The 18,193-nt window shown below is 41.9% G+C and carries 11 protein-coding genes; 1 reads left to right on the top strand and 10 read right to left on the bottom strand.

Features of this window, described 5'->3' with window-relative positions:
• Positions 1-212 precede the first annotated feature (212 nt).
• The 9 genes from BJR36_RS04150 to BJR36_RS04110 form a co-directional block, all read right to left on the bottom strand.
• The gene (locus BJR36_RS04150) at positions 213-800 is read right to left on the bottom strand and encodes an LptM family lipoprotein (protein WP_091230520.1); all 588 of its coding nucleotides are present in this window, start codon (positions 798-800) and stop codon (positions 213-215) included.
• A gap of 251 nt (positions 801-1,051) precedes the next feature.
• Complete coding sequence (locus BJR36_RS04145; protein WP_091230517.1) at positions 1,052-3,469, bottom strand: GH39 family glycosyl hydrolase; 2,418 nt, start codon at positions 3,467-3,469, stop codon at positions 1,052-1,054.
• Positions 3,470-3,688: 219 nt separating this feature from the next.
• Positions 3,689-4,648 carry an ABC transporter ATP-binding protein gene (locus tag BJR36_RS04140; protein ID WP_091230514.1) on the bottom strand — a complete coding sequence of 320 codons (960 nt, stop codon included), beginning with the start codon at positions 4,646-4,648 and terminating at the stop codon, positions 3,689-3,691.
• The gene (locus BJR36_RS04135; RefSeq protein ID WP_091230512.1) at positions 4,649-5,632 is read right to left on the bottom strand and encodes an ABC transporter ATP-binding protein; all 984 of its coding nucleotides are present in this window, start codon (positions 5,630-5,632) and stop codon (positions 4,649-4,651) included.
• Between the two features lie 11 nt (positions 5,633-5,643).
• Complete coding sequence (locus BJR36_RS04130) at positions 5,644-6,552, bottom strand: ABC transporter permease (protein WP_091230509.1); 909 nt, start codon at positions 6,550-6,552, stop codon at positions 5,644-5,646.
• Positions 6,553-6,567: 15 nt separating this feature from the next.
• A complete protein-coding gene (locus BJR36_RS04125; protein ID WP_091230506.1) occupies positions 6,568-7,539 on the bottom strand; it encodes an ABC transporter permease in 972 nt (323 codons plus the stop codon).
• A 111-nt stretch (positions 7,540-7,650) separates the two neighbouring features.
• Complete coding sequence (locus tag BJR36_RS04120) at positions 7,651-9,309, bottom strand: ABC transporter substrate-binding protein (RefSeq protein WP_091230502.1); 1,659 nt, start codon at positions 9,307-9,309, stop codon at positions 7,651-7,653.
• A gap of 382 nt (positions 9,310-9,691) precedes the next feature.
• Positions 9,692-13,447: a phosphoribosylformylglycinamidine synthase gene (locus tag BJR36_RS04115; protein ID WP_091230500.1), complete on the bottom strand. Its 3,756-nt coding sequence runs from the start codon at positions 13,445-13,447 to the stop codon at positions 9,692-9,694.
• Positions 13,448-13,585: 138 nt separating this feature from the next.
• Positions 13,586-14,314 carry a TIGR01906 family membrane protein gene (locus BJR36_RS04110; RefSeq protein WP_169823584.1) on the bottom strand — a complete coding sequence of 243 codons (729 nt, stop codon included), beginning with the start codon at positions 14,312-14,314 and terminating at the stop codon, positions 13,586-13,588.
• 356 nt (positions 14,315-14,670) lie between these two features.
• On the opposite strand from BJR36_RS04110, the gene BJR36_RS04105 reads away from it, so the two are divergent.
• Positions 14,671-15,582: a LysR family transcriptional regulator gene (locus tag BJR36_RS04105; RefSeq protein ID WP_091230495.1), complete on the top strand. Its 912-nt coding sequence runs from the start codon at positions 14,671-14,673 to the stop codon at positions 15,580-15,582.
• A 148-nt stretch (positions 15,583-15,730) separates the two neighbouring features.
• Here BJR36_RS04105 and BJR36_RS04100 read toward each other — a convergent pair whose 3' ends face one another.
• Positions 15,731-18,091 (bottom strand): ATP-dependent DNA helicase, encoded by a 2,361-nt coding sequence (locus BJR36_RS04100; protein ID WP_091230492.1) that lies wholly within the window; start codon positions 18,089-18,091, stop codon positions 15,731-15,733.
• Between the last annotated feature and the right edge of the window lie 102 nt (positions 18,092-18,193).

Here is an 18,193-nt window from a genome sequence, read left to right as displayed (position 1 = left end):
GTAGTAAAAAAGCAAATATTTTTTTCTATCATCAAAACAACAGTCTATCAGTAGAATTTACTTTTTCAAAGTGGAATTTACTTTTTCATTTCACCATAATTTTTATGCCATAAAACCGGCTGAACCTGACTGGACGAAAGCGGCCAGATATGCAAATATCCGGCCGCTCTCAGGCTTATCTGCCAGTCAGTTGAAACTTGTACGCCTCGTACCTATTCCTCAGTCTGTACCGGTTCGATTTCTTCACCAGTCTCTATATTGATATATTTTCCAGAAGAAAATTCAGTCCTGTACATGGCATTTCCATCTGTGATTACGTAAAACACGCCTGCAGGTTCCCTGACTTCAGCTGTTTCTGGTACTTCTGCCGTTTCAGTTTCTTCTGTTTCAGTTTCAGTTTCTTCTGCTTCAGTCTCTGCAACTGCTTTCTCGTATACGGTCACCACATAAACAGGGATTCCGTCCAGATCACCTACAACATCATCTGCAACAATATCATATTCGAATAAATCCGATTCAAGTCCCAGCGTTTTTGCATCGCTCTGGCTTAAAAGGCTTACTGCCTCATCCACTGTTATGGTTTCAACCGCGCTGCTTGCTGAAATATAAATCTCGTTCTTTGCTATATCCGCCAGCGCCTGATCATCAGCTTCCGTATATCCGCCTGATCCGTCGCCTGCTTCCTGAGCTGTTTTATCTGTCTTATCTGTCTTATCGTCATTCTTTGATGCATTCTGCCCGCAGGCTGCCAATGCGCCAACAATCGAAATAACAAGAATTGTTTTCATTAGTTTCTTCATAATTTTAATCTCCCCTTGAATATCCAGCTGCCCTGTTGTCTATATCTATCTGAAAGGCAATTTGTTGTATACAGTACATTCTTATGCATTATAACATTTAATCATTTTTGTTTCACTAATCAAATTAGACAATTCGATTGTAAATTACATGTTAAATTTTCGTCATTTTAACATATCTTTGTACCAGCCTGGATTCCCTGCAAGGCTTTGCAACGATTACTTTTTGCTTGTCATTTGAGCAGTATCCTGATCTAAAATTCAATTAATATGATTTTAACAAACCTGATTTCATTCGCCAGCAAATTCATTTTGAGTTTCAGGCAATTCTGTTTTGCTTCACATTTTTGAATTATTAGTTTTGGCTCACACACTCTTTGAAAATATTTGATATCATTTCTAGAAAGTTCTTTCTCATACCCCATCTCTCCCCAGATATTTAGTGCACTTCCATTCTTCTCATTGATACTATAGTACTTGACCTGATAAATACCGTCTTTCACATCTTTCAAATCAATTTCCAGATCCAGACTATTCGTATCTTCAAAGTACCTCCACATCCGTTCTTTCTCAATTTCATTTTCTTTTGTATAGTAATAGTTGTATCCCAACGATTTCTGATTATGGCAGACAATTCCATAGGAATCATGTTTGTCTGTCGTAATTAAATAGTTTTCACTTTTTCCTATATAGTAAGGAAATAAACGATCCATAAATTTAAAAGCAAAACCAGCTGGTTTTAATACACTATCTCTGGAAATCAAGCCAGTTCCACCGTACAGCAATACATTCGAATCATAGTATTCTGTTGTTCTGTCACTACCTGTGTAATACCCGATATCATCCACCATTCCATAAGTATCCAGAATATTTTTAATAATATAAGCACCTTTAAAGCAGCTGTCATTAATATAATTTCGAGAAGAGGCTGTCAGATTCCATTCTGAAACATACAATTTTATATGTTCTCCTCCTGCCTCATTTATTAAAGTTCTTTCATGAAGAATCCGATGCTTCACGCACTCATTATCAGTACTTTTTTTTGAGTACTTATCCTGTTTTTCTTCTCCCCTGTCATAAGCAAATTGTCCAACCGATATAAAATCCGGCTGATATTTCTGTTTCATCCATTCCCGAAAAAAATGCTTTCTGCTTTCTTCATTGAAGTCCAGACGCAATCCGCATCCGCCAATTTCTAATCCGCCGCAGTATTTTTTCGTTGTTTCGTACATGATATGGAAACGTCTGAAATAATACTCATATGCCCCCTGTTCATCCCATTCATTTTCAGGGAACCAAAGTTCCATTCTCCATTGATTGACTTCTTCTCTTCCATATCGGAAAACCAGATGCTGCATCATTGCCTGAATGACATTGCCCCACTTATCTGTGTCCATGAATTCCAACTCTATCTCTCCACCACGATTTTCAACCTTTTGAACATTATACATGATTTTTCCTGGTTTCATAGCCATTTCAAAGTGAGGCTTTAAACCTTGTTTGACGAGAAAATCTAATATCACATCTAAACTGGAGAAATTATAGTTTCCATCACATATATTTAAATCAATTAACATCTCTTTTGAAAAAATACTCCAGAAGCGTACATACTCAAACCCATAGATCTCCTTAAGCAGAACCACATGTTCCCTTACATCAGAACGCAGCAGCTCAGATGCCGCACCAAAGTTTACCATTTTACCCCAGTAATTATTCATTTTTACTGTATTTCTAACCGTAAACTGCTGTCTGCTGGCTTCATTTATTGTGGGCTCTTCATCTTTCATTTCATTTACATGGAAATATTGTTCGAGACGCTCTTCTATTACTGAGTCCGTTTTTATTTTTTCTACATTTTCTTTTTTCTCATGTGCTTTCTTGCGGAATTCCGTTGGTGTTATCCCATAAGATTTTTTAAAAGCTTTGTTAAATACCGCCATGCTTGCAAATCCATTTTCAAATGCAATTCTTGTAATTGGTGCTTTTGAGTATATCAGCTCATCCACAGCATGATGAAGACGAATATTTGTTAAATACTCCACAAAATTCATTCCATAGTTCCTCTTGAAAAAACGCGATAAATAACCATTAGATAAATATAGCTTTTCAGCTAATTCTTTCATGGAAATCGACTGTTTATAATTTGCCCGAATATAGTTGTTGATCAGCTGAATACGATCATCGAATCCTTCCTGTTCGTCCCGATTCTCCTTATCAGTCGTTTGTACAAGAAAATACATTGTAAGAATATCAACAACCCTGTAACAAAGGGCAATATGTCCGAAATTTGCTGTCCCTTTACCGGCTTCCAAATCATGCTTTAAGAGAACCTTCAACACTTCTCTCAATTTTGCATAACGATCACTTTCTTCCCTGGTTGAGTCGCACCAGAAAATCACATCCATGCTATTAAAAACATCACTTACCATCTGATATAAGATAGATACCTGCATGAATAAAGTAGTTTCCGAACTTCTAATCTGGTGTCTTTTATTTGCATTGATCACTAATACATCATCTGCCTCCATATGTCTGACCTGATCCCCGATTGTCACATCCAAAGTTCCTTCCAATACATATACCAATTCAACATCCTGATGAAAATGTTCCACTTCTTCTATATAATTAAATACCTTTACCAATACCCGGTCTCTTCTGTTATTACTCTCCATATAAACTATTCACCTCATAATTCAAACCGATGCTCATGTATAGTTACCACATTTTATATATTAGCACTATTCGATATTCTGCTCATGTTAGATTATGTTACTTTTATGTATGAAACTAATCTACATTTACAATTTTTTTTGAGCATAGCAAAAACAGGTCAAAAACACATGTGTGATTTTTGACCTGTTTCATTATAAGGCAATGTTTTGTTACTGTTTCTACATGAATTTCTCTGCATAATGACATGCAACAGAATGATTTGTCTTTAATTCGCGAAGTTCCGGTTCTTCATTATGGCATTTTTCTGTCGCATAAGGACAGCGTGCTACAAAACGACAACATTTCTTTGGATTAATTGGAGAAGTAAGTTCCCCTCTTAAGATCATTCTTTCCTTCTTCACATGTACATTTGGAATCGGTATTGCAGAAAGCAAAGCCTGTGAATAAGGATGTATGGTATGCTTAAATATTTCATTTGCAGGACACTTTTCAATTACCTGTCCAAGATACATGACTGCAATATCATCAGAAATATGCTTCACAACAGACATGTCATGGGTAATAAACATATAGGTCAGACCTCTTTCTGCCTGCAGATTCTGAAGTAAGTTCAAAATCTGTGCCTGAATAGATACATCTAAGGCAGATACAGGTTCATCGCAGACGATAAAGTCCGGGTTTAAAGATAATGCTCTTGCAATTCCAATACGCTGGCGTCTTCCACCATCTAATTCATGAGGATAAGAATTCTCCAAACGTTTTGCCAATCCTACAAGTTCCATCATTTCCTGTGCTTTTTCCTTGATCTCTATTTTTGAAAGGTTTTTCATATTCACTTTAATTGGCTCTTCAATCAGCTGCAGCACATTCATTCTGGGATCAAGTGATGAATAAGGATCCTGGAAAATCATCTGGATATTGGAACGATAGTCTTTTTTGAACTCTTTCATTGGCATATTTGCAATATCCACGCCATTATACAGGACCTGTCCTGATGTTGCATTGTGAAGACGCATTAACGTTTTTCCCAGAGTGGATTTTCCACAGCCAGATTCACCAACTATACCAATTGTTTTTCCTTTTTCAATATTTAAAGATACATTGTCTACCGCATGAAGTTCTCCTCTTGGAGTGGAAAAATATTTTTTCAGGTTTTTTACTTCTATCAGGTTTTCCATTTATTTTTCCTCCACTTCCGGTTTATATTTCAGGCATTTTACAAGGTGCCCATTCCCTAAATCGACAATTCCCGGGGCTTCATGTTTATTGCACATGTCACCCTTTTTATCACAACGGTCTGAAAAGCTGCAGCCGGATGGCAGATTGGAGGGATCTGTTACCATACCAGGTACTACATGAAGTCGGTCCACATCCTTGTCTAAAGATGGAATGGATTTATAAAGTGCTACGGTATATGGGTGTTGTGGATTGTCAAATATATCTTCTACGGTTCCATACTCTACCAATTCTCCCGCATACATAACTGCGCAGTGATCACACATTTCGGCAACGACTCCCAAATCATGTGTAATCAGAATCATGGATGTATTGTGTTCTTTCTGAAGTTTGCGCATCATATCCAGAATCTGTGCCTGAATGGTAACATCTAATGCTGTGGTAGGTTCATCTGCAATCAGTAATTCAGGTTCACATGCCAATGCAATTGCAATGACAATACGCTGTTTCATTCCACCAGAGAACTGATGTGGATAGTCTTTATAGCGTTCCGGGACAATCCCTACCATTGCCAGCATCTTCTGGGCTCTGATCATTGCTTCTGCCCTGGAGCAGCGTTCATGCAGCAATACTACCTCTGCAATCTGATCTCCAACCGTTTTAACAGGGTTCAATGCTGTCATTGGATCCTGGAAAATCATAGAGATTTTTTTACCACGAACTTTTCGCATTTCCCTCGGGGACTTCTCCAGAAGGTTCTCTCCATCAAGTTCAATGCTTCCCTGTATAACGTGTCCAACCCTGGTTGGCAGTAATCCCATAATTCCTAAAGCTGTTGTCGTCTTGCCTGCGCCAGTCTCACCAACAAGCCCTAATATTTCTCCCTTTTTCAAATCAAAACTTATATTATTTACTGCCTCCACTACTTCCTCATCGGTCTCATAATGGATAACAAGATTTTTTACGCTTAGTATGTTTTCGCTCATAGCCTTACTCCTTATTTCAGTCTTGGATCAAATGCATCCCGAAGGCCATCGCCCATAAGATTGAATGCAAAACAAGTAATCATTATCATCATTGCCGGAAACAGCATCATATACGGTGCTGATGTGAGGTATGCTTTTCCATCATTTAAAATCAGTCCCCATTCAGGAGTAGGTGCTGATAAACCAACGCCAATGTAACTCATCGCTGACATCATCATAATCGATACAGCAAGAAATCCCACAAAGTAGATTATCATTACGCCTACCGCATTTGGTATCATATGTTTGATAATCATCCGAATCTGTCCAACTCCAATTGCTTCAGAAGATTCAATATAATCGCTTCCCCTTACACGAAGAATTGCTGCACGGTTACTACGGGCCATTGTTGGCATTGATGCAAACATAACTGCAGCAACCAGCTGTGGAATACCATTTCCAAGCACTGCAACGATACACATTGCCATCATGATCATAGGAATAGATTGGAAAACGTCCATAATTCTCATAATGATCGTGTCCGCAATACCACCAAAATATCCTGCAATAATTCCAAGCAGGCCGCCCGAAAAGAAAGCTGCGATAGTACAGAACAAAGCAATAACCAACGAGTATCTGGTTCCAAAAATAACACGACTAAATATATCACGGCCAAATTGGTCGGTTCCAAATAAATGTTTCATACTTGGTGCCTGCATCATAGAGGCATAATCCTGTTTTTGATAATCAAATGGTGCAATCAATGGTGCAAAAATCGCAACCAGAATCAGAATACACACGACGAAAAGCCCAAGCAGTGCAGTAGGATTTCGCTTGAATCGTTTCCAGGATTCTGTTGTTGGTGTGGACTTTACCGGTTTCTTTCTTTTTGCATTTCGTTTTTCTATTTTCTCCATTGCGGGAGTATGTATTTTTGCCATTTTCTTTTCCTCCCCCTAGGCTGCTTTCATTTTTTTAGGCATCTTTTTTGCCCCGCCTGAAATAATGGTTGTTTTTAATCTTGGGTCGATTAAAACAAAGCTAATATCAACAATCATATTGATTAATGTTAAAATAATCGCAATGATCAACGCTCCGCCAAGAACTCCCGGATAATTTCGCTGTGTAATAGCATCAACAATATACTTGCCTACACCTGGTACTCCAAAGACGGTTTCTAAGACCATTCCTCCACCAATGGCATTACCAATGTTTGAACCTAAAGACTGTGCTACTGGAATCATCGCATTTCTAAGTGCATGATGATAGGTTATATTTTTTTCTGACTGCCCCTTAGCACGTGCAGTTCTGATATAATCTTCTCCCAAAACTTCCAACATAGAAGAACGCGTAATACGGGTATAACCTGCTACAGCCGAAAGACCAATACAAAGCATTGGCATGATATAGCCTTGCCATGTAGTAATTCCTGTAGCTGGAAGCAGATGCAGCTTTACTGCTAAAATCATAATTAACACTAAAGCAACAACGAATTCTGGAACCGACTGAAAAAACATAGATATTACAAGCACCACAGAATCAATCCATGTATATTTCTTTAATGCGGAGATGATCCCCAGCAGAACACCAATTATTGCTCCAATCATAACTGCGCCTAAAGTAATTTTGGCAGATGTAAGAAGCCTGGGAAGAATTTCTGTCAAAATCGGTTCTCCTGTACGATAGGAATCACCAAAATCCCCTCTTGTTACAATCCCGCCAACATAATTTACATATTGTACCAGGACCGGGTCATTAAGGCCCAACTCATCTCTTTTTTCCTGAACCTGCTCTTCTGTTGCATCATTTCCAAGGATCTGTCTTGCCGGATCTCCTGGTGTCACGGTTTTTAAAGCGAATATAATTGCAGATACACCAATCAAAATTGGAATCAGGTAAAGGATTCTTTTTAGAATATATTTCAGCATACGCTATCTCCTGTTCTTATGCACTGATTCAAATCTTCTCCGTGCACTTTACTAACTTATTGAAATACCGCCTGAAGATTTGAATCTCCAGGCAGTTTTGTTAAGTACTTATTATTTGTATAATGTAGTTACATTAATGTAGCCTCTTTCTCTTGATCCAAAACCTTTAAGATCTTTTGCCAGAATAGAAGCTTTCAACTCTGAATAGCCATTTGAACACAATGTTTGTTCTTTAATCATAGTATCAATTTTATTTGCCTGTTCAGCTAATTTTGATTCATCAGATTCTGAAATTAATGTTGCAATAGCTGCATCAATTTCATCTGTTGTGTATTTAGGCCCGCCAATTACCTTACCAGGTCCATTTACATTTATTTTTCTAAGGAATGGAACAATAGCAGGTGTTCTCGTAACCAAATTATCTCCAACCATAATCAAATCATAATCCCCACCAAAAGCTCCTCCAACAAACTGTGCTGTATCTGGTGTATTGATGTTTAATTTAATCCCAACTTCAGCAAGATTTGCCTGAATAACGGTAAACACTGGAACTCCGTCCTGAAGGCAAATTGCATTAAGTTCAAGACCATCAGCATAACCAGCTTCCTTCAACAGTGCTTTTGCACCATCAATATCAACAGCTCTTTCTTCTTTTGTATAGTTTTCTGTATAATAAGAACATGATGGATCCATATATGCTAAAGCTGCCTGCCCAAATCCAGCTGTTGCCACTTGTGCAATTGCATCAAAATCAAGGGCTTTATCAATAGCCTGACGAACCTTCAAATCCTTTGTTGCTCCAGCCTTTTCTCCCATGTTATACCACAGATGTGATACCTGACCGAAGGAATAAAAAACTGTTGATACAGCTTCACTTTCTGCAAAAGTTGCCGCCTGACTAACCGGCATCTCATATGCCACATCAGAATCACCCGATTCTACTGCCATTTCACGTGCAGCTGCATCTCCTGTAAATGTGAAAACTATTTCTTTAAAGTATCCCTTGTAATCTTTATTCCAATAATTGTCATTTCTTTCAAGCGTAATGGACTGTCCGCTCTTCCACTCTTTGAATTTGTATTTTCCTGAACCGATAAGAGGATTTTTCTGAACACCTTCTAATCCACCTGCAGCATTTACTTCATCTTCACTAACGATTCCAAAGTTTGCCCAGGCCATCATAGCTAACATACCCGGAGCAACTACATTGTATTCGATCGTTACTGTGTGCTCGTCATCTGCTGTTGCACCAACAATAAATCTGCCAGTGTCACTATTAGCAGCTTTCGTTACCCATGTATTTACACTATATACTACGTCATCTGCTACAAAAGGTGTTCCATCTGTCATAGTAACATCATCACGAAGTGTAAATTTGCAGTGGGTATCATCTATCCACTCCCACTTAGTTGCAAGATTTGGTTTTACTTCATTTGTAGCTGGATCAACATCAACCAAACGATCTAAAAATGCAGCGTTGATAATTTGTTCCTCGTTCTCAGTTTTACCGCCAGCTGCTCCCCAAAGCGTAGAAGGTTCAGATGATAGTCCAATTCTTAATGTTTCATCTGTAACCTTTGTGTTTGCAGGATCACTGTTTGCACTTAAAGTCCCTGTTTGCGTTTCTGTTGTTTCTGCCTCCGTTTCTGCTGTTGTTTCTGTTTTTACTTCTGTTCCGGAATTTCCATTAGCATCTGTTCCCCCGCAAGCGGCCAATGAAAAGGCCATCATGCCTGAAAGTAGAAGGGCTGTCATTTTCTTCAATTTCATATTCCTTACTCCTTTGTTTTATATGATGTACTAAGTATAGCCAGAAACGCACTTAAAATCTGTTCACTTTTTATACTCTTTTATAAATAATAAACACCACTTAAAGGATTACGCTAATCATGAGGCAATAATTACACATCAATTCTAGACCTCTTGGTTTTTGACATTGTTTATAATTTACTCTATTTTTCTCCACAAGAACAAAGAGTTTCGCTTGCGAAACTCTTGCGCTGACGCGCAGTCGCTTCTGCGACATATTCTTCTTGCGCGTCATGCGCCTCCTCGCGGAGCGCTTTTGATATATGGGAAATTCAAGGAATTTCCCATATATCAAAAATGACCCCGGATGAAGGTCGTTCCTTCATCCGGGGTCATCTGTTTTTTATCTGAAATATTCCACGCCTGATTCGAATATCCTCATATCCTGATCTCCTGCGATATTCATGGCAACTGCTTCCCCTTTACGTTCTGAGTGGGCCATCTTGCCAAGGATTCTTCCGTCCGGGCTTGTAATTCCTTCGATTGCGTAGTAGGAACCGTTAGGATTCCATTCTTCGTCCATCGTAGGTGTTCCATTCAGATCAACGTACTGGGTTGCAACCTGTCCGTTTTCAAATAATTTCTTGATCCATTCTTCACTTGCTACGAAACGTCCTTCTCCGTGGGAAGCCGGATTTACATAGGTAGCGCCAAGCTCTGCCTGCTGAAGCCATGGAGATTTGTTTGTAACAACCTTCGTATAGACCATCTTTGAAATATGGCGTCCGATGCTGTTCATTGTAAGCGTAGGTGAATCCGATTTCTGTTCAACGATTTCGCCGTAAGGAACAAGGCCTAATTTAATGAGCGCCTGGAAGCCGTTGCAGATACCCAGCGTGAGGCCGTCCCTCTCGTTAAGCAGCCTGTTTACGGATTCCTTTATTTTTTCGTTCCTGAATACCGTTGCAAAGAATTTTGCCGATCCGTCAGGTTCGTCACCGGCGCTGAATCCGCCAGGGAACATGATAATCTGTGACTGGTTGATGCTTTCTTCAAAAATCCTTACTGAATCTCTGATGTCATCTGCATTCAGGTTCTTGAATACTTTGGTGATTACGTTTGCTCCGGCTTTTTCAAAAGCCCTTGCGCTGTCGTATTCGCAGTTGGTGCCTGGGAATACCGGTATGAATACAGTAGGCTTTGCAATTTTATTTTTTGCGATATGGATGCTTTCTGCCTTGAATACAGGTGTGTCGATTACTTTCTGTTCCACGTCTGACTGTGTAGGGAATACTTTTTCAAGGGTTCCTTTCCATGCATTTAATGCCTCGTCCATTGTAATGGTGACATCTTTGTAGGTAAATGCAGCTGCCTCTGTAACCTTTGCAATCACTTCATATGGAACTGTAAGCTTATCGAGCATTTCCGGTGCAACCTCAGCGATCATGTTACCGATTTCGACTGCGAACAGCTCTGCTGCTTCCACTGTGCTCTCTACTGCAACACCGAGTCCGTTACCGAATGCCATCTTGCTGAGGGCAGGAGCAACGCCTGAAGCGTTCAATGCATAAGCTGAAAGGATGACTTTTTCCTTGATGAGGCTGTTGAGTTTTCCGTATAATTCCATAACCTGTTCGTAAACCGGAAGATCGTACTGGTCTTTTTCTATGTTGAATTTTACGATTACGTTTCCTGCTGCTTTCAGTTCAGGCGTAATGATGTCCTGATGTTTCGCAATATCCACTGCAAATGAAACCAGTGTCGGAGGTACGTCTATTTCATTGAAGGTTCCCGACATACTGTCCTTTCCGCCGATTGACGGAAGGCCGAAGCCCATCTGTGCGTTGTAGGCTCCCAATAATGCGGCAAATGGTTCACCCCAGCGTTTAGGATCCTCAGTCATACGTTTGAAGTATTCCTGGAATGTGAAACGGATTTTGCTGTAGTCTCCGCCTGCTGCCACGATCTTTGCAACTGATTCAAGGACTGCATAAACGGAACCGTGGTATGGGCTCCATGATGAAAGGTATGGATCGAATCCGTAGCTCATCATTGTAACCGTGTCTGTCGTTCCTTTTAATAATGGAAGCTTTGCCACCATACTCTGCGTTTCGGTCAGCTGGTATTTTCCGCCGTATGGCATAAATACTGAGCCTGCTCCGATTGAGCCGTCGAACATCTCTACAAGGCCCTTCTGTGAGCATACGTTGAGATCTTTTAATGTATCTAACCAGGCTGCCTTGACGTCTGCCACTGTCTTATTCTGTCCAAGGTAGTTTTCTTCCTTTGCCGGCATTGCAACTTCTACTGAAGTTTCCTGGTGTGCACCGTTGGTGTCAAGGAATGCACGGGATACGTTTACGATTTCCTTGTCCCTCCAGATCATAACGAGACGTTTTTCTTCTGTTACGATTGCAACTTCAACTGCTTCAAGATTTTCTTCCTTCGAGTAAGCAAGGAACTGCTCTACATCTTTAGGGTCTACAACAACTGCCATTCTTTCCTGTGATTCTGAAATCGAGATTTCAGTTCCGTCAAGTCCTGCATATTTTTTAGGCACCTTGTCAAGGAAGATATGAAGTCCGTCTGCAAGCTCGCCGATTGCGACAGATACTCCGCCTGCTCCGAAGTCGTTGCATTTCTTGATCAGTCTGCTTACTTCTTCCCTTCTGAAGAGCCTCTGGATCTTTCTTTCTGTAGGTGCGTTACCTTTCTGTACTTCGGCTCCGCATGTTTCGATTGATTCTTCCGTATGGACCTTTGATGAACCGGTCGCTCCGCCGCAGCCGTCACGTCCTGTTCTTCCGCCAAGAAGGATGATGATATCTCCAGGATCTGAAGTCTCCCTGATTACGTTCTTTCTAGGTGCTGCGCCCATGACTGCGCCGATTTCCAGTCTCTTCGCAACATAGTTCGGATGGTAGATCTCTTTTACGTAACCAGTTGCAAGACCGATCTGGTTTCCGTATGAGCTGTAACCAGCTGCCGCTCCGGTTACGATCTTTCTCTGAGGAAGCTTGCCTTTTAAGGTGTCTTTCAGGGAAACTGTAGGGTCCGCAGCACCAGTTACGCGCATTGCCTGGTATACATAGGAACGTCCTGATAATGGATCGCGGATCGCGCCGCCGAGGCATGTAGCTGCTCCACCAAAAGGTTCGATTTCTGTCGGATGGTTATGGGTTTCGTTTTTGAAGCTGATGAGCCATTCTTCAGTAACGCCGTCGATCTCGACAGGCACAACGATGCTGCATGCGTTGATTTCGTCAGACTCTTCGAGATCTTCGAGTTTTCCGTCTTTTTTCAGCTTGCGCATTGCCATAAGGGCAAGGTCCATAAGGCAAACGAATTTATCTTCTCTTCCGGCAAAAATCTCAGCCCTGTCCGCAAGATATTTTTCATAAGTTGAAACGATCGGTTCGTTGTAATAGCCTTCAGCGAACTTAACGTCCTTGAGTTCTGTCGAAAATGTAGTATGACGGCAGTGGTCTGACCAATAAGTGTCAAGAACACGGATTTCCGTCATGGAAGGATTCCTGTCTTCTTCTTCCTTGAAATATTTCTGGATATGAAGGAAATCCTTGAAAGTCATAGCAAGGTTAAGAGAATCGTATAATTCCTTAAGCTGTGTTTCAGCCATGTCCTTGAATCCGTCAAATATGATTACGTCTGCTGGCTCTTCAAATTTCGTAACGAGAGTTGCAGGCTTTGTAAGGTCAGTTTCTCTGGAATCCACAGGATTGATGCAGAAACCTTTGATGCTTTCAAACTCTTCGTCCGAAATGCTGCCTTCGATCACATAGGTAACAGCCGTTTTGATGACAGGCTCCTCGTTTTCATTCAGAAGCTTTACGCACTGTTCCGCTGAATCCGCCCTCTGGTCGAACTGGCCAGGAAGGAATTCCACGCTGAATACCCTTGCATCACTGCTGTATGCAAAAGTCTCTTCATTGAGGATGTCTACCGGCGGTTCTGAAAATACTGTTCCAAGTGCTTTTTTATATGTTTCTTCTGAAAGGTTCTCAATGTCATAACGAATCAGTACACGTACTCCCGTCACACTCTTGATTCCTAAATAGCTTCCGATCTCTTCCTTCAGTTCCTTTGCTCTTACTGCATAAGGCTGCTGTTTTTCTACATAAACTCTTTTTACGCTGTTCATAGGTTTTCCTCCGTCTAATCTGCGTGATTTATATTTACATTTATATGTTTGCCATTGTCTTCATTCGTACTTTAAAATGATACCACAATAATTATCATTAGTATAATTAATATATCTTATTTAATTTATCACCCATACTTATAACTGTTGGGAATGCCGTTCTGAATCGTTACGTCTTCTTTTTGAAATCACCAGGTATACCACTGATGCAAGAAACAGGAACAGGAGGCTTCCTGCCGCCGCCACCCCAATTTCAGCCGCTGTGTCGATAAAGAATCCCTCCGGAAGCATGTTGATCATCCTGTCTGTCGCCGGATCCAGAAGCCACAGGTCATTGTCGAAAAACAGCTCGTGGAATATGGTAAATGCACCGGTGAAATCCCTGTACATGATAACCGCCAGAATCCCGATCAGACCGATGATTGCCCCAGATACGGCTATATAGGCGCCTGCAAGCCTTTCAAAAACCTTACGGAAACTTCGATGCATAAGAAACAGAATGAAAAAAGCCGCCAGAAGAATGGCTGCCGCAACACGCCTCAGCATGAGCCCTCCCAAAAAAAGATTTTTCACATCCAGCATATGGGCCTTTTCCCTCTGGTTGAAAAATCCGGTCTCCCTTCCATCTATGGTTACCATGACCTCCAGGTTCTCCCGGTCGCCCCTCAGATAATCCATCATTTCACTGCTGACTTCGAGAAGTGCATCCATCTCCATTCCGGTGGCTTCCATGACCCTGTATTTCTCGTACTTGTCCCTGAAATAGCCGTCGCCTCCATAAACTACAAATTCAAATGAAGTAATCACTGCTATCAGTATCAATGCCACAGAAAACACTGTACCTGCAGCTGTTTCAATAATCCTCATCCGTTCACCTTCCTTTGCCTTTTTCATCCCGTATAGACACAATTATTGCACAGTTTCATTTCGATGTAAATACCGCGTAACTGTTCAGAACCCCTGTCTCGCGAGGTGTTTTTATGCTGATTTTGCATAAAAACCTGAGACACTCGAGTGTCAAATTGCTGGTTTTGCAATTTGTGTGCCTCATATTTAACTATGAAGGACGTAGTCCTGAACAGTTATAATACCGCTTTGCCAGTACGGGCATCTTCGGATTTTGCTCTTCCCCAAATAAAATATTTACGTTTTTTCAAAAAAGGGCTTATAATGAACACCTCTTTATGTTATAATTAGCCCATTATTAATAAGGAGGCCTTATAATGGACATCAATTACGAATTATATAAAGTTTTTTACTATGTTGCAACTACTTTGAGCTTCTCCGAAGCCTCAAAACTGCTATATATATCACAGTCGGCGGTCAGCCAGTCAGTTAAGGTTCTAGAGAAAAAGCTCAACCAGAACCTGTTCATACGAAGCACGAAAAAAGTGCAGCTCACGCCTGAAGGTGAAATCCTGCTGAGGCATGTGGAGCCTGCCATGAACCTGATCAAGAGAGGCGAAAACCAGATTCTCGAGGCAAGCTCACTCGGCGGCGGACAGCTCAGAATCGGCGCCAGCGATACGATATGCCGTTATTTTCTGGTTCCTTACCTGAAGAAATTCCACCAGCAGTTTCCAAATGTCCATATCAAGGTTACCAACCAGACTTCGATAAAATGCGTGGATCTTCTTGAAAGCGGGCAGGTAGATCTGATCGTGACGAATTATCCAAACTCGAAGCTCAATAACACGAACAATGTGAAAGTCATTAAAAATTTCAGGGACGTCTTCATTGCCAACAGCAATTATTTCGACTTCAGGAACAGGAAGGTTTCCCTCCGGGAATTGCAGAAGCATCCCATACTCATGCTCGACAGGAAAAGTACGACAAGTGAATTCCTTCACCAGCTTTTCCAGCAGCACCAGCTTGACCTGGTACCAGAAATCGAACTGAGCAGCAACGATCTCCTGATTGACCTTGCCAATATAGGCCTCGGAATTGCCTTTATCCCGGACTACTGTCTGACAAACCAGCCGGATGCCCTGTTCGTAGTCGATATCAAGGAACTGCTCCCAACAAGGCAGCTTGTGGTCGTATGCAATGAGCATATTCCGATTTCTCCTTCCACAAAGCAGTTTATCGCAAACCTGAACGGCGAACCCTACCCTGAAGAGGTAAAAGAAAAATAACCCTGCAGGTCAGACATGTATATGTATAATCACAAGACCCCGTCTCCTTTTTTCACGAGGAGACGGGGTCTTGTTTTAATACCTGTTTTTATTTTAAAACCTGTTTTCGTTTTAAAACCTGTTTTCATTTTAAAACCTGTTTTTGTTTTCAATCCTTTTTCTGGCTTTCCCAGAAACTGCTGATTTTCTCCTCCACGGTATCCATGGTACAGGTCTCGAATCCGCGCCATTCCCTCGGGAACAGCCGCATATACTGGGCGGTCCTGAACCGCTCGTCAAGCAACAGGATGACCCCCTGGTCCTCTGCCGTCCTGATTACTCTTCCGGCTGCCTGAAGAACCTTGTTCATACCAGGATTCAGATAGGCAAACTCAAAACCGTTCCTGCCATGTGCATCATAGTACTGCTTCAGTATTTCTCTTTCATTGCATACCTGCGGAAGGCCCGTTCCTACGATTACCGTACCGATCAGGCTGTCATATTTCAGGTCTATGCCTTCGCCGAAAATGCCCCCCATGACGCAGAATCCCGCCAGGCTCTCTTCCCCCGGCGTCATGAAATTAGAAAGGAATTCCTCCCGCATTTCCTCATTCATGCCGGGGCTCTGCCTGAGGGATCTGATTTCCTCATCAAGCATCTCTGCAAAATGCGCATATACATCCTCCATGAACCGGTAAGATGGAAAAAATATCAGATAGTTTCCTTTCTTCTGCCTTATTGTCCTGATGATATAGGCGGCTATTTTTCGGTACTCAGCAGCACTTCTCCTGGTATACCTGCTGCTTACGTCACCCCCGATCAGCACAAGGCGTTTCTCCTCACTAAATGGCGACTCCGCATAGACAGCATAATCGTCCTCCGCCGTACTCAGCAGCTCCCTGTAATACTGGACCGGAAGGAGGGTGGCCGAAAAGAACACGGTACCGTCTCCCTTGTCCAGAAATTCCTTCAGGTTTGTGGCCGGATTGACGCAGAAAAGCTTCAGCTTGAACCTCCCGTCTTCATCATGCTCCGAATAGATTACATAACTGTCATCCAGCCTGTCGTAAATATTCAAGAAATGCCTCGCTTCAAGATAAAATTCCAGTACCTTGTCCCTGAGTTCGCCGTTAGGCTCCTCTTCCAGGAACTTCTCGATTTCGGCCGATAGCGCCATCAGGTTGAATACGAAATGTCCGGTATCCGGAATTATCCTCCATTCATCACATTCCCTCTTGATTTCCAGAAGATATTTGTTGCATTTTTGCAGTCCTGATTCCAGCTTCTTTCCCCTGCCCTTCAAGAGCCTTTTCAGCTCCATGAGCTCCTCCTTATAGAGGGACGCACTGTACATTTCCCTGGCTCTGTCCACCAGATTGTGGGCCTCGTCTACCAGGAAAATATAATTGCCCTTCACGCCCTCTGAAAAAAAGCGCTTCAGGTGGACATTCGGATCGAAGACATAATTGTAGTCGCAGATTACGGCATCCGCCCAGACAGACACGTCAAGGCACAGTTCAAAGGGGCACACCGAGTATCGCTCAGCGTAATCGAGTATCGTTTCAGTCGTGTATTCATCCTCCCTGTTGATCAGGTCAAACACTGCCTGATTTACCCTGTCGTAGTGGCCTTTCGCACGGGGACATGCAGCGGGGGTGCATTCCGTTTTCTCAAGGATGCATAGCTTATCCTTTGCTGTTATAGTGGCCACCTTGTACCTGAGGCCGTCTCCCTTCAGCGTATCGAAGGCTTCCTTTGCAACAGTTCTTGTAATGGTCTTGGCGGTCAGATAGAATATCTTTTCGCTCAGTCCTTCCCCGACAGCCTTTACTGCAGGAAAAATGGCGGACATGGTTTTTCCTACTCCCGTAGGAGCCTGTATAAAAAGTTTCTTGTTCCTTTCGATCGTGCGGTATACCGAAGCGGCCAGCTTCTTCTGGCCTTCCCTGTACGGGAACGGAAATTCAAGTGGCTGGATGGATGCCTGCCTCTCTATTCTCCATTCATACTGGAATTTCGCCCACTTCTTATATTCGCTTATGAGAGTTTCAAACCACGTTTCCAGTTCCGCAAAGGTATGCTCATCCCTGAAATACTTAATCTGCTCGCTGTCGAGGCCGCAGTAGGTCATCTGGATTCCGATACTTTCCAGGGCATTCTCTTTGGCGTATATATATCCATAGCACATAGCCTGGGCCTTGTGTACAGCTACTGGTTCCTGCAGGTAGTCAAGATCCATATATACACCCTTGATCTCGTCAACCGTGACCCCGTCCTCTTTTATGATTATCCCATCAGCTCTTCCCTCAACGATTATAGAGAACCTATCCCCTGGGATTACGATTTTAAGAGGATATTCAGAATGGTATTCGGTCCCCTTGCCGCCCTGGATCTTCCTGTGCATCCTGCTGCCCGCCTGCATCGCTTCCTTATCAGCAGTCTTTCGCCTGCTGCTGTCTATGTCTCCAGAGCACAGTATGAATTCAACCAGATTTCTTACTGAAATTTTTATACTGCTATTATCAATCATACCTGATCTTCTCCTACATTCTGCTTCTGTCTTAATCTTCTTACTTTGCTTCTGTACAATATTATATGCCCTATCCTGTAGCAACCGCAAGAAAAAACCGCA

Origin of the sequence: Anaerobium acetethylicum, assembly GCF_900096945.1 — a bacterium.
Lineage (GTDB): Bacteria > Bacillota > Clostridia > Lachnospirales > Lachnospiraceae > Anaerobium > Anaerobium acetethylicum.
The sequence above is the reverse complement of the archived record's forward strand: the minus strand, read 5'-3'. Positions and strand labels throughout refer to the sequence as shown.